This is a genomic window from Pseudomonas hefeiensis (genome assembly GCF_030687835.1).
In the GTDB taxonomy this organism is placed as follows: domain Bacteria; phylum Pseudomonadota; class Gammaproteobacteria; order Pseudomonadales; family Pseudomonadaceae; genus Aquipseudomonas; species Aquipseudomonas hefeiensis.
Genome location: NZ_CP117449.1, coordinates 4286335 through 4298535, shown reverse-complemented (window position 1 = coordinate 4298535; position 12201 = coordinate 4286335). Strand labels below are relative to the sequence as shown.

Below are 12201 nucleotides of genomic sequence, written 5' to 3'. Positions count from 1 at the left end.
TGTTTTGCGCTGATCGTGGTGGTCCCTGGCCCCTCGCCGCACAATGAATTTAGCTCAAGGGCATACGCGGGACCGCGAACCAGAGCGTTCGGGTCACCGGTACTGGAGAAAGAAAGCATGAGCAACTGGTTGGTAGACAAACTGATCCCTTCGATCATGCGTTCCGAGGTGAAAAAAAGCTCGGTGCCTGAAGGTCTGTGGCACAAATGTCCATCCTGCGAAGCGGTCCTGTACCGCCCCGAGCTGGAAAAGACCCTGGACGTTTGCCCCAAGTGCAACCACCACATGCGCATCGGCGCGCGTGCACGTATCGACATCTTCCTGGACGCCGAAGGCCGTGTTGAGCTGGGTGCCGACCTGGAGCCGGTGGACCGCCTGAAATTCCGCGACGGCAAGAAATACAAGGATCGCCTGACCGCGGCCCAGAAGCAGACCGGCGAAAAAGACGCCCTGGTGTCCATGAGCGGCACTCTGCTGGGCATGCCGGTGGTGGTTTCGGCTTTCGAGTTCTCCTTCATGGGAGGCTCCATGGGTGCCATCGTCGGTGAGCGCTTCGTGCGTGCCGCCAACCATGCCCTGGAAAACCGTTGCCCAATGATCTGCTTTGCCGCGTCCGGCGGTGCACGTATGCAGGAAGCGCTGATCTCCCTGATGCAAATGGCCAAGACCTCCGCGGTACTGGCGCGCCTGCGTGAAGAAGGCATTCCGTTCATCTCGGTGCTGACCGACCCGGTCTACGGCGGCGTCTCCGCGAGCCTGGCGATGTTGGGTGATGTAATCGTCGGCGAGCCAAAGGCCTTGATCGGTTTTGCCGGCCCGCGCGTCATCGAGCAGACCGTGCGTGAAAAACTGCCGGAAGGCTTCCAGCGCAGCGAGTTCCTGCTGGAACATGGCGCCATCGACATGATCATCCATCGCCAGGAATTGCGTCCTCGCCTGGGCAACCTGTTGGCGCAACTGATGGGCCTGCCGACGCCGACCTTCGTCGCCGCCCCCATTGAGCCGATCGTGGTTCCGCCGGTGCCAGCGAACATATGACCCAACGTACCCTGGGCGATTGGCTTGCCTACCTCGAGCAGTTGCATCCATCGGCCATCGACATGGGGCTGGAGCGCTCGCAAGCGGTAGCGTCCCGCATGGGACTGGCCAAGCCGGCGCCCCGGGTCATCACCGTTACCGGCACCAATGGCAAGGGTTCGACCTGCGCCTTCGTGGCCTCGCTGCTGCGGGCCCAGGGGCTGAGCGTTGGTGTCTACAGTTCGCCGCACCTGCTGCGCTACAACGAGCGGGTGCAGATCAACGGCGTCGAAGCCTCTGACGCCGAACTGTGCGAAGCCTTTGCGGCGGTGGAAGCCGGGCGGGGCGAGATTTCCCTTACCTATTTCGAGATGGGCACCCTGGCGGCGTTCTGGCTGTTCGCGGGTGCCGGTCTTGATGCTGTTGTGCTTGAAGTTGGCCTGGGTGGCCGGCTTGATGCTGTCAACCTGGTGAATGCGGACGTTGCGCTGGTCACCAGTATCGGTGTGGACCATGCCGATTATCTGGGTGACACCCGTGAGTCCGTGGCCTTCGAGAAGGCCGGTATCTTCCGTCCAGGCGCGCCTGCGCTCTGTGGCGACCTCAATCCCCCTCAGCCGTTGCTGGACAAAGTCCGCGAGTTGGGCTGTCCGTTCTTTCTGCGCGGGCGCGATTTCGACCTGGCAATGACTGAGCAGCATTGGCAATGGCGTGGCAGTGACGCCCAGGGCAACCCGGTGGAGTTGCACGATTTGCCGCTGCTGGATCTGCCGATGGAAAACGCCGCGCTGGCGCTCCAGGCTTACCTGTTGTTGGGCCTGCCGTGGCACGCCGGGCAAATCGTTGAAGCATTGCAAGCGACCGGCGTCGTCGGTCGTCTTGATCGCCGCCAGTTCGATTGGCACGGCAAACGCTTGAATCTGCTGCTCGATGTCGGCCATAACCCTCATGCGGCGCAGTACCTCGCCGAGCGCCTGGCGCGGCGGCCGGTAGCCGGGCGCCGCCTGGCGGTGTTCGGCTTGCTGTCCGACAAGGATCTGGATGGCGTTGTCGATGCGTTGGGTGCTAGTGTCCAGCATTGGGCGGTAGCGCCGCTGGATTCACCGCGCTCGCGCCCGGCTGCCGAACTACGGGAAGCCTTGCAGCGTCGCGGGGCTAGCGTAGAGACTTATGACAGCGTGGCCGCGGCGCTGGAAGGGCAGTGCGCCCTGGCGACGGGCGACGATGAGATCCTGTTGTTCGGATCATTTTTTTGTGTTGCCGAGGCCCTTCAATGGCTGGCCCGGCGCTCCACGGAGGAAGCTGCAGATGGCATTGCTGGATAAGGCGTACAAGCAGCGCATGGTGGGGGCCCTGGTATTGGTGGCTTTGGCGGTGATTTTCCTGCCAATGCTGTTTTCCCGACAGGATGAACAGCGCCAAGTGACGGTCGAAGCGCCGACCGCGCCCCAGGCGCCGTCGATTGCGCCCGTGCAGGTCGACCCTGTGGCGGTGCCAGAGCCCGATGCGCTACCGCAGGAACCCGTTCCGAGCGACGAGGAGCTGGCCGAGCAACCTGCGCCTTCCATGCCGATCGAACCTGCACCGGCGGCGCCCGCCACGGCCACGCAGGCTCCGGGCAAGCCGGCAGTCGCTCCGGCTCCGGCAGCGCCGGTGGTCAAGCCAGCGCCGACCCAGCCGATTACCGCAGCCCCGGCCAAGCCGGACACCACGCAAAGCCGCGTGGACGCCAACGGTCTGTCGGTCAGTTGGTCCGTTCAATTGGCCAGCCTGAGCAATCGTGAAGGGGCCGAGAAATTACAGAAAACCCTGCGCAGCCAGGGCTATAACGCTTACATCCGCACCGCCGATGGCAAGAATCGCGTGTTTGTGGGGCCGCTGATCGAGCGTGCCGAGGCCGACCGGCTACGGGACCTGCTCAGTCGCCAGCAGAACCTCAAGGGTTTTGTGGTGCGTTTCCAGCCTGAGCGCGGTTAGCGGCGATTTGTCTGATTTGAGTCACACTGACAATCGCAGCTTACCGACAGCTCTGGCCTCTGCTAAAATGCGCCGCCTTATCCGTCTGTAGGCTGCACCGTGCCATTTACCTGGGTTGACTGGGCGATCGTTGCAATCGTCGCCATCTCCGCATTGATCAGTCTGAGCCGCGGCTTCGTCAAGGAAGCCCTCTCGCTGCTGACCTGGATCATCGCGGGAGTCGTAGCCTGGATGTTTGGTGGTTCGTTGTCCCAGTACCTCGCCGGATACATCGAAACTCCATCGGCCCGCGTGATCGCGGGCTGTGCCATCTTGTTTATCGCCACCTTGCTGGTCGGCGCAATGATCAACTATCTGATCGGCGAACTGATTCGCGTCACCGGGCTTTCCGGGACGGACCGGTTCCTGGGCATGGCCTTCGGCGCGGCGCGTGGCGCGTTGCTGGTGGTCGTGGCCGTCGGGCTATTGAGCCTGGGGCCGGTACAGCAGGATACGTGGTGGCAGGAGTCCCGGCTCGTGCCACAATTTCTATTGGTCGCAGACTGGTCCAAGAACCTGATCCTGGGTTGGAGCAGTCAGTGGCTTGCCAGCGGTATCAGCGTACCCGCTGAAATACCGTTCAAGGAACAACTCTTGCCGATGGCCAAAACGCCGCAGTGAGTGTTGTTCAGTTCAGATCCATTAAGTAGGGGTTGTGTCGCATGTGTGGCATCGTCGGTATCGTCGGTAAGTCGAACGTCAATCAGGCGCTGTATGACGCGCTAACCGTGCTCCAGCACCGCGGCCAGGACGCTGCCGGTATCGTGACCAGCCATGACGGCCGGTTATTCCTGCGCAAGGACAACGGGCTGGTGCGTGACGTGTTCCACCAGCGTCACATGCAGCGTCTGGTCGGCCATATGGGCATTGGCCATGTGCGCTACCCAACAGCGGGCAGCTCGACTTCGGCCGAAGCCCAGCCGTTCTACGTCAACTCGCCGTACGGCATCACGTTGGCGCACAACGGCAACCTGACCAACGTCGAGCAGTTGGCCAAGGAGATCTACGAATCGGACCTGCGCCACGTCAATACCAACTCCGACTCGGAAGTGATGCTCAACGTCTTCGCTCATGAGCTGGCCCAGCGCGGCAAGCTGCAGCCTACCGAAGAAGACGTGTTCGCCGCCGTGACCGACGTGCATAACCGTTGCGTTGGCGGCTACTCGGTCGTGGCGATGATCACCGGCTACGGCATCGTCGGTTTCCGCGATCCCCATGGCATCCGCCCGATCGTGTTCGGCCAGCGTCACACCGACGAAGGCGTCGAGTACATGATTGCCTCCGAAAGCGTGTCCCTGGACGTGCTGGGTTTCACCCTGATTCGCGACCTGGCCCCGGGCGAAGCGGTCTATATCACCGAAGACGGCAAGTTGTTCACCCGCCAGTGCGCAACCAATCCGAGCCTGACCCCGTGCATCTTCGAGCACGTTTACCTGGCGCGCCCGGACTCGATCATCGACGGCATCTCGGTCTATAAAGCCCGCCTGCGCATGGGCGAGAAACTGGCCGACAAGATCCTGCGCGAGCGGCCGGAACACGATATCGACGTGGTCATCCCGATCCCGGACACCAGCCGCACCGCGGCCCTGGAGCTGGCGAACCACCTGGGCGTCAAGTTCCGCGAAGGTTTCGTGAAAAACCGCTACATCGGCCGTACTTTCATCATGCCCGGCCAGGCTGCGCGGAAAAAATCCGTACGCCAGAAACTCAACGCCATCGAGCTGGAATTTCGCGGCAAGAACGTGATGCTGGTGGACGATTCCATTGTGCGTGGGACCACGTGCAAGCAGATCATCCAGATGGCCCGTGAAGCTGGTGCGAAGAACGTGTACTTCTGTTCGGCAGCGCCGGCGGTGCGTTATCCGAACGTCTACGGCATCGACATGCCCAGCGCCCACGAGCTGATCGCCCACAATCGCACCACCCAGGAAGTAGCCGACCTGATCGGCGCCGACTGGCTGATCTACCAAGACCTGCCGGATCTGATCGAAGCGGTGGGCGGCGGCAAGATCAAGATCGAGCAGTTCGACTGCGCGGTGTTTGACGGCAAGTACGTCACCGGTGACGTCGATGAGGCCTACCTGAACAAGATCGAGAACGCTCGTAACGATGCGTCCAAGGCCAAGACCCAGGCAGTCAGCGCGATCATCGATCTGTACAACAACTGAGTGAAAACCGGCCCTGAGGGGCCGGTTTGCGTTTAATGACTACAGGAGCGACAGCATGAGTCAGGATTGGGATGCCGGTCGGCTGGACAGCGACCTTGAAGGCGTAGCGTTCGATACCCTGGCGGTCCGCGCCGGTCAGCATCGCACGCCGGAAGCCGAGCACGGCGAGCCGATGTTCTTCACGTCCAGCTACGTGTTCCGCACCGCTGCCGATGCGGCGGCACGGTTTGCCGGCGAGGTGCCGGGCAACGTCTACTCACGCTACACCAACCCCACCGTGCGGGCTTTCGAAGAGCGCATCGCCGCCCTGGAAGGTGCCGAGCAGGCTGTGGCTACCGCCACCGGCATGGCGGCAATCATGGCTGTGGTCATGAGCTTTTGCAGCGCTGGCGACCACGTGCTGGTGTCGCGCAGCGTCTTCGGTTCGACCATCAGCCTGTTCGAAAAGTACTTCAAACGCTTCGGCGTGGAAGTCGATTACGTGCCCCTGGCGGAGTTATCCGGCTGGGATGCGGCAATCAAGGCCAACACCAAGCTGCTATTTGTCGAGTCGCCGTCCAACCCCTTGGCCGAGTTGGTGGACATCGCCGCGCTGGCGGAAATCGCCCACGCCAAGGGCGCCATGCTGGTGGTCGATAACTGCTTCTGCACACCGGCGCTGCAACAGCCGCTGAAGTTGGGTGCCGACGTGGTGGTGCATTCGGCGACCAAGTTCATCGACGGCCAGGGTCGTTGCATGGGCGGCGTGGTGGCTGGTCGTGGCGAGCAGATGAAAGAAGTGGTGGGCTTCCTGCGCACCGCCGGGCCAACCCTCAGCCCATTCAACGCCTGGATCTTCCTCAAAGGCCTGGAAACCCTCGGCCTGCGTATGAAAGCCCATTGCGCCAACGCTCAGGTCCTGGCCGAGTGGCTGGAACAGCAGGACGGCATCGAGAAAGTGCACTACGCCGGCCTCAAGAGCCATCCGCAACATGACCTGGCCGCGCGTCAACAGCGGGGTTTCGGTGCGGTGGTGAGTTTCGAAGTCAAAGGGGGCAAGGAGGGCGCCTGGCGCTTCATCGACGCAACCCGGTTGATTTCCATCACCGCCAACCTGGGTGACAGCAAAACCACCATCACTCACCCGAGCACTACCTCCCACGGTCGCCTGGCGCCCCAGGAGCGTGAAGCCGCGGGCATCCGCGACAGCCTGATCCGTGTAGCGGTCGGCCTCGAAGACGTCGCCGACCTGCAAGCCGACCTGGCCCGTGGGTTGGCGGCCTTGTGATCGAGCTGGCAACGCCGCCCAGCGGCACTCATGGTCGGGTCGCTCTGGTGACGGGCGCCGCGCGGGGTATCGGCCTGGGCATTGCCACCTGGCTGATCTGTGAGGGTTGGCAGGTGGTTCTGACTGACCTGGATCGCGAACGCGGCTCCAAGGTCGCCAAGACCCTGGGGGATAACGCCTGGTTCATCACCATGGACGTGGCAGACGAGTCGCAAGTCGCCACGGGCATTGCCGAAGTGTTGGGCCAGTTCGGCCGGCTCGACGCGCTGGTGTGCAATGCGGCCATTGCCGACCCGCACAACATCACCCTGGAAAGTCTGGACCTGGCCTACTGGAATCGGGTCCTGGCGGTGAACCTTGGCGGACCGATGCTGCTGGCCAAGCACTGCGCGCCTTACCTGCGTGCTCACAATGGCGCCATCGTCAACCTGGCCTCGACCCGCGCTGCGCAATCGGAACCTGACACCGAAGCCTACGCAGCGAGCAAGGGTGGCTTGCTCGCCCTGACCCATGCCTTGGCGATCAGCCTAGGGCCGGAAATCCGGGTCAATGCTGTCAGCCCCGGCTGGATCGACGCACGGGACCCGTCCCAGCGTCGTGCCCAACCGCTGACCGACGCCGATCATGCCCAGCATCCAGCGGGCAGGGTAGGCACGGTGGAGGACGTGGCGGCGATGGTGGCCTGGTTGCTGTCGCGCAATGCCGGTTTTGTCACGGGCCAGGAGTTCGTGGTGGATGGCGGCATGACCAAGAAAATGATTTATGAGTGAGAGCGGTTGTGCGTGCCGCTTGAACTGTTTTGAAAAAACTTCAACCCTGCTATTGACTTAGCTTCGGTACCTGCGTAAATTTCGCGGCCTCAACGAAGCAAAGGGTGATTAGCTCAGCTGGGAGAGCGTCTGCCTTACAAGCAGAATGTCGGCGGTTCGATCCCGTCATCACCCACCATGTTTTACGAGAGTTTTGCGAAAGCAAGACGGAAGCTGTCAAAAGCCTCCACCGACGCGCAGCGGTAGTTCAGTCGGTTAGAATACCGGCCTGTCACGCCGGGGGTCGCGGGTTCGAGTCCCGTCCGCTGCGCCATATTTTCCGAAGCAGGTTCGCCTGGTTCGAGATCCAAACCCAAGGGTTTAGATCAGACGAGTTAACTGGACGCAAGTCCACAGCGATACGCAGCGGTAGTTCAGTCGGTTAGAATACCGGCCTGTCACGCCGGGGGTCGCGGGTTCGAGTCCCGTCCGCTGCGCCATATCTGCTTCGAGGCCCACTGAACGCCTTGAAGCTAAGAAGCAAGCTGCGAAGCTACTTCTAGTCGATAGCAAAGACCCTGGTCGAAAGACCGGGGTTTTTTGTTTTCGGGATAAGGACACTGAAAGGTTGGAACAAGCCCGTGGCGAGGAAGCTTGCTTGTGGCGAGGGGATTTATCCCCGTTGGGCTGCGAAGCAGCCCTTTGGTGATGTGTTGTCGTTCTCAGAACCCCAATTTATCCCGCAGCCCGTAATACCAAGCCCCCATCGCCGCGAACGGCGTACGCAACAGCTGACCACCAGGGAAAGGGTAGTGCGGCAGGTCCGCAAACGCATCAAAACGCTCAGCCTGACCACGCAGCGCCTCAGCCAGGACCTTGCCCGCCAGGTGCGTATACGTCACGCCATGGCCGCTGCAGCCCTGGGAATAGTAAATGTTATCCCCCAGGCGCCCGACCTGCGGAAGACGCGACAGCGTCAGCAGGAAATTTCCGGTCCAGGCGTAATCGATCTTCACGTCTTTGAGCTGCGGGAAGGCCTTGAGCATCTTCGGACGAATGATCGCTTCAATGTTCGCCGGATCCCTCGCGCCATACACCACGCCGCCGCCGAAAATCAGGCGCTTGTCGCCCGTCAGTCGGTAGTAATCGAGCAAGTAGTTGCAGTCCTCAACGCAATAATCCTGAGGCAGCAGGCTGCGAGCCAGCTCCTCCCCCAACGGCTCGGTGGCAATCACCTGGGTGCCGCAAGGCATGGACTTGGCCGCCAGCTCCGGCACCAGATTGCCCAGATAAGCATTGCCGGCCACGATGATGAACTTGGCCCTGACCTTACCCTGCGGCGTATGCACAACCGGGTTGGCACCACGCTCGATGCGCACCGCTGGCGATTGTTCATAAATCACCCCGCCAAGGGACTCCACAGCCGCCGCTTCGCCCAATGCCAGGTTGAGCGGATGAATATGCCCACCGCTCATGTCCAGCATTCCGCCTACATACTCCTCGCAGGCCACCACCTCGCGGATCCGACGCTGATCCAGCAACTCCAGCTGGGTATGGCCGAAACGCTCCCACAAACGCTTCTGCGACTCCAGATGGCCCATTTGCTTGGCGGTAAGGGCGGCGAACACCCCGCCATCCTTCAAATCACACTGAATCTGATACTTCGCCACCCGCTCGCGAATAATCCGCCCACCCTCGAACGCCATGTTGCCCAGCAACTGCGCCTGCTGAGGGCCAACGCTACGCTCGATCACATCAATGTCGCGGCTATAACTGTTAACGATCTGCCCGCCATTGCGCCCCGAAGCACCAAAACCCACCTTCGCCGCCTCAAGCACCGTGACCTTGAAACCGTGCTCCAGCAGAAACAGCGCAGAGGACAGGCCGGTGTAACCAGCGCCGATCACGCAAACATCCGTTTCGACATCATCCTGCAGGGCAGGGCGAGCTGGAACCGGATTGGCCGACGCGGCGTAATAAGACTCTGGATACGGTGTGTTCGCCATTCTGCAACCTCTGTTTTATATTTTTTACGAATGCGCCGATCCTACCCGAGATAAAAATCAGCCGCCAGCCACCGCCAAATCTTCGCCGCATTGGCGAAATTAAATATTTTGCATATTCATAGGGTTAGGTGAAAAAAAGGTATTGACACCCCTTCGGAATTCCGTAGAATGCCGCCTCACAGCAGGCACGTAGCTCAGTTGGTTAGAGCACCACCTTGACATGGTGGGGGTCGTTGGTTCGAGTCCAATCGCGCCTACCAAACAAAATCCGCTCTGCTGGGCGGTCTAGAAGGGTCAACCGAAAGGTTGGCCCTTTTTTGCGTTTGGGTTTGCAAAGCTGCGACGTAGGAGGTTTCTGAAAATCTCTTCAAAGGCACTAATCTGGTCCCAAGCCTATCGTCGAAGGCTTTTTATCGCGCTACGCTCTGAACGTTATCAAGGAAGAGGTTTGGTAAGCCGGTGGATAGGCGTATCGGTGGCTGCTCGGGGCCATACATCGAACCTTGAATTCACTGTATAGTATTTGAGCAATTCGGTAGGTTTGGTGACGTTATGACAGTAGCAGCTCAAAGCAAAGGCTCTTGGTCGGGGCCTTCCATCGCCATGACTATGGTTGCGGCATGCATGGTCATGACTGATCAAATGGCATTTGCTGATGTAGTGCCAGCCAAGCAGTCAGCTGCAACAGCGAAGCGGATCCAGGCGAATGTGCAGGATCTTGTGAAACGTGTTGTTGCCGATCTGAGCAAGCTCGAAACCGACATGAGTAAATGCACCAAGATTTTGTGCGCGGAAGACGTTCCCGAACGCTATCTGGAAGGCCACCCTTTTGGCCTGATCGCAGATAACCTGAGGTTTGCAGAAAAGAAGCTCCGTGAAGTTGGCACTCCGGTCGGGCGCGAAAAAGAGTTCAATACGCTGCTTCGTGCTGTAGCGAAGGCGCGCTCGGTCGCGGCGATGAATGATTCCCTGGTACGTCAACGCACCATCGTCCCGAATGTCATCGAGAGCGATATCGACTTGGAAGGGCTGAAAACTTTGACGGCTCGCAACACACAGCGTCTGATCGATCAAGTCGGATAGTGGCTATTCGAGTTGCAGAAAAGGGGACAGATTTATTTTTACTTCGCTGCGCTGAGAGTTTTCATCGAATGGATTCGCTTGGATCAACTGGCAGCCGGCTAGAAAATAAATCTGTCCCCTTTTCCCGACATGATCTGGCTGTACTACGGCGCTAAGTGGGCCGCGGTGCGAGTCGACCGCCAATACGGCATGAGCGAAGGCAAGGCCCGGGAGCTGATCAAGGCCGGCGTTGCCTGGGTGGATTGCGTCTTGGAGCGGATGAGGGAGGCAGCTTGAAAAAAGAGTTGTCCATATGGAATAGCTCTGTTTTCATAGCACCGTGTTCAGCTTTTCAAGCGCGACACCACAGAGAACGCCCGGCCATTGAGTCGGGCTTTTTTTCGTCCACTCGTCGAGTTCGTTGCACTTCCTGTCCAAGTTGGCTCTCCCACGTATATGCGCAGATGTGCGCCTCAGAAAGGAGAGATGCCATGGTGGACGATAACAACGGCCCGGACGCTCCATACCCCGGACCAGACGAAGATGCGCCTGATACAAGTGAGAGTCATGGTTCCGGTCTTGAACAGGCCGAATCAGAGCCTCAGCAGGGCACGGCCGAGAGGCCCGTAGATTGGGACCCTCCGCCCGGTAATCCTGGATCTGATCAGGATGCTCAGACGAATCGTGGGAACGGCGGCGCGAAGTAGGCTGCTGGACAGCATGAATTCACAGAAAGCCCGGCCATTGCGTCGGGCTTTTTTGTGCATATATGGAAAGAGAAAGAGCCGGCATTATCGGGCTTTTAGTTTCTGATTGGGCCGCCGATACATTCACCACTCATTTCAAATGGATGTAATCGGATGGTCATGTACTTGCTCCTGTCGGGGCTCGGCTTAATGGTTGCTATGCAACTGGTCATTTTCTGCGTTGCCATAAAAAATTCGTTACCCCAAGCCATGCTCTGCTTAGTCATACCTTTTTACGTGTACGTCTATGCGAGGAAAGACTCACAAGCGAAGGTGTTCCTCTGGGGTTGGTATTTGGGAATTGTTTTGCTCACTGCGGGGGTCGTGGCCTCAGCTTAAAGATATCTCCACATATTCATGAGCCTCGGCATTTGCCGGGGCTTTTTCGTTTTCGGCTCCACTACACCCATTGCTCTGAGCTGGGAGTGCTGCTGGAGCTGATTCAAATTCAGTCATGCCTACGGAATTAAGCGCATGGAATTCCTGCATCGCCTGCTCGACAAGCTTGACTGGGCACTGGCCGGATTGATTGGCGCGATTGCCGTCAGTTTCTGGCACCGTGATGACCTGGTAGACCGAAAGGCCTGGGCGATCTTCATTTTCTCGGGTGCGGTCTGTGCCCATTACCTGACGGGCCTGATTAGTTCCTATTTCGGAGTGGTCGAGCCGCGCAGTGTTGCCGGTGTCGGTTTCCTCCTGGGCACCTTCGGTGGCTCACTCATCGCCGCCATAACCCGGGCCATCAAAGCCGCTGACCTCTGGGCATTTATCCGCCAGCGGTTCGGGGGAGGCAATCCACCATGAAGCTTGAACTGATCAACTCCATCGCCTGCGGCATGATCGCCTTATGGGCGTTCTGGTGCGTGGTAAGTGGCAAGGTGAGGGACGGCATCCTCGGGAAGCTGAATCTACTCGGCTATCGCCATCAGCGCGTACGTGGTCACTACCCGGCATGACAGCGTTCTGTTCGGCCCGACCACTGCCGGGCTGACGCTGCACATCGCCCTGGCTCTGGCCGGCATCCATCACCTGTTCATGGTCACCTACTGGCTGCGGGTAAAAGCCTGGATCTGCCGACATTTGAACTGTGAGCATTGCATGCGGTGTGACAAGGTGCCCGGCGGGGTCGAACGCCGACCCAAGTAAGTCGGGGTGCGCTTTCTCAATTAT

The 12201-nt window shown here is 59.7% G+C and carries 10 protein-coding genes, 4 tRNA genes and 2 pseudogenes; 15 read left to right on the top strand and 1 reads right to left on the bottom strand.

Translation table 11 applies throughout. The features are described from left to right. Positions 1 to 117: 117 nt before the first annotated feature. The 10 genes from accD (at position 118) to PSH57_RS19300 (ending at position 7717) form a co-directional block, all read left to right on the top strand. Positions 118 to 1038, top strand: a complete 921-nt coding sequence (accD, locus tag PSH57_RS19345; protein ID WP_214914431.1) for an acetyl-CoA carboxylase, carboxyltransferase subunit beta — start codon at positions 118 to 120, stop codon at positions 1036 to 1038. Beyond that, the gene (gene folC, locus PSH57_RS19340) at positions 1035 to 2342 is read left to right on the top strand and encodes a bifunctional tetrahydrofolate synthase/dihydrofolate synthase (protein ID WP_305384902.1); all 1308 of its coding nucleotides are present in this window, start codon (positions 1035 to 1037) and stop codon (positions 2340 to 2342) included. Before accD ends, folC begins: the two co-directional genes overlap by 4 nt. Then, positions 2326 to 2994 (top strand): SPOR domain-containing protein, encoded by a 669-nt coding sequence (locus PSH57_RS19335; protein ID WP_305384901.1) that lies wholly within the window; start codon positions 2326 to 2328, stop codon positions 2992 to 2994. Before folC ends, PSH57_RS19335 begins: the two co-directional genes overlap by 17 nt. A gap of 99 nt (positions 2995 to 3093) precedes the next feature. Next, on the top strand, positions 3094 to 3654 hold the full coding sequence (locus tag PSH57_RS19330) for a CvpA family protein (protein WP_039593931.1): 561 nt from the start codon (positions 3094 to 3096) through the stop codon (positions 3652 to 3654). Between the two features lie 41 nt (positions 3655 to 3695). Continuing rightward, positions 3696 to 5201, top strand: coding sequence for an amidophosphoribosyltransferase (gene purF, locus PSH57_RS19325; protein WP_214914437.1), 1506 nt, complete (start codon positions 3696 to 3698; stop codon positions 5199 to 5201). A gap of 55 nt (positions 5202 to 5256) precedes the next feature. Further along, entirely contained in the window at positions 5257 to 6468 is a 1212-nt protein-coding gene (locus PSH57_RS19320; protein ID WP_305384898.1) for an O-succinylhomoserine sulfhydrylase, read from the top strand. Beyond that, the gene (locus PSH57_RS19315) at positions 6465 to 7238 is read left to right on the top strand and encodes an SDR family oxidoreductase (RefSeq protein ID WP_305384896.1); all 774 of its coding nucleotides are present in this window, start codon (positions 6465 to 6467) and stop codon (positions 7236 to 7238) included. The genes PSH57_RS19320 and PSH57_RS19315 overlap by 4 nt, the downstream gene beginning before the upstream one ends. Before the next feature lie 102 nt (positions 7239 to 7340). Then, positions 7341 to 7416 (top strand) — tRNA-Val (locus PSH57_RS19310). A gap of 58 nt (positions 7417 to 7474) precedes the next feature. Continuing rightward, a tRNA-Asp gene (locus PSH57_RS19305) sits at positions 7475 to 7551 on the top strand. A gap of 89 nt (positions 7552 to 7640) precedes the next feature. Then, a tRNA-Asp gene (locus tag PSH57_RS19300) sits at positions 7641 to 7717 on the top strand. A gap of 222 nt (positions 7718 to 7939) precedes the next feature. Here the strand turns inward: PSH57_RS19300 and PSH57_RS19295 are convergent. Continuing rightward, positions 7940 to 9223 carry an NAD(P)/FAD-dependent oxidoreductase gene (locus PSH57_RS19295; protein ID WP_305384894.1) on the bottom strand — a complete coding sequence of 428 codons (1284 nt, stop codon included), beginning with the start codon at positions 9221 to 9223 and terminating at the stop codon, positions 7940 to 7942. A gap of 183 nt (positions 9224 to 9406) precedes the next feature. Between PSH57_RS19295 and PSH57_RS19290 the strand changes: the two genes are divergently transcribed. From PSH57_RS19290 to PSH57_RS19270, 5 genes and pseudogenes are all read left to right on the top strand, one after another. Continuing rightward, positions 9407 to 9483: transfer RNA gene (locus tag PSH57_RS19290), tRNA-Val, on the top strand. 370 nt (positions 9484 to 9853) lie between these two features. Continuing rightward, positions 9854 to 10306, top strand: coding sequence for a hypothetical protein (locus PSH57_RS19285; protein ID WP_305384893.1), 453 nt, complete (start codon positions 9854 to 9856; stop codon positions 10304 to 10306). 126 nt (positions 10307 to 10432) lie between these two features. Further along, a pseudogene (locus tag PSH57_RS19280) lies at positions 10433 to 10582 on the top strand (antitermination protein Q); the annotation flags it as partial. A 923-nt stretch (positions 10583 to 11505) separates the two neighbouring features. Beyond that, positions 11506 to 11835 (top strand): MFS transporter, encoded by a 330-nt coding sequence (locus tag PSH57_RS19275; protein WP_305416006.1) that lies wholly within the window; start codon positions 11506 to 11508, stop codon positions 11833 to 11835. Then, positions 11832 to 12177, top strand: a pseudogene (locus tag PSH57_RS19270) (hypothetical protein). The gene PSH57_RS19275 and the pseudogene PSH57_RS19270 overlap by 4 nt, the downstream one beginning before the upstream one ends. Positions 12178 to 12201: the final 24 nt, after the last annotated feature.

Excerpts from the sequence above, each read along its gene's own strand:
- PSH57_RS19320 (WP_305384898.1), top strand. The coding sequence starts at position 5,257 with ATGAGTCAGGATTGGGATGCCGGTCGGCTGGACAGCGACCTTGAAGGC.
- purF (WP_214914437.1), top strand. The coding sequence starts at position 3,696 with ATGTGTGGCATCGTCGGTATCGTCGGTAAGTCGAACGTCAATCAGGCG.
- PSH57_RS19295 (WP_305384894.1), bottom strand. The coding sequence starts at position 9,223 with ATGGCGAACACACCGTATCCAGAGTCTTATTACGCCGCGTCGGCCAAT.
- PSH57_RS19285 (WP_305384893.1), top strand. The coding sequence starts at position 9,854 with ATGACTGATCAAATGGCATTTGCTGATGTAGTGCCAGCCAAGCAGTCA.
- accD (WP_214914431.1), top strand. The coding sequence starts at position 118 with ATGAGCAACTGGTTGGTAGACAAACTGATCCCTTCGATCATGCGTTCC.
- PSH57_RS19275 (WP_305416006.1), top strand. The coding sequence starts at position 11,506 with ATGGAATTCCTGCATCGCCTGCTCGACAAGCTTGACTGGGCACTGGCC.
- PSH57_RS19335 (WP_305384901.1), top strand. The coding sequence starts at position 2,326 with ATGGCATTGCTGGATAAGGCGTACAAGCAGCGCATGGTGGGGGCCCTG.
- folC (WP_305384902.1), top strand. The coding sequence starts at position 1,035 with ATGACCCAACGTACCCTGGGCGATTGGCTTGCCTACCTCGAGCAGTTG.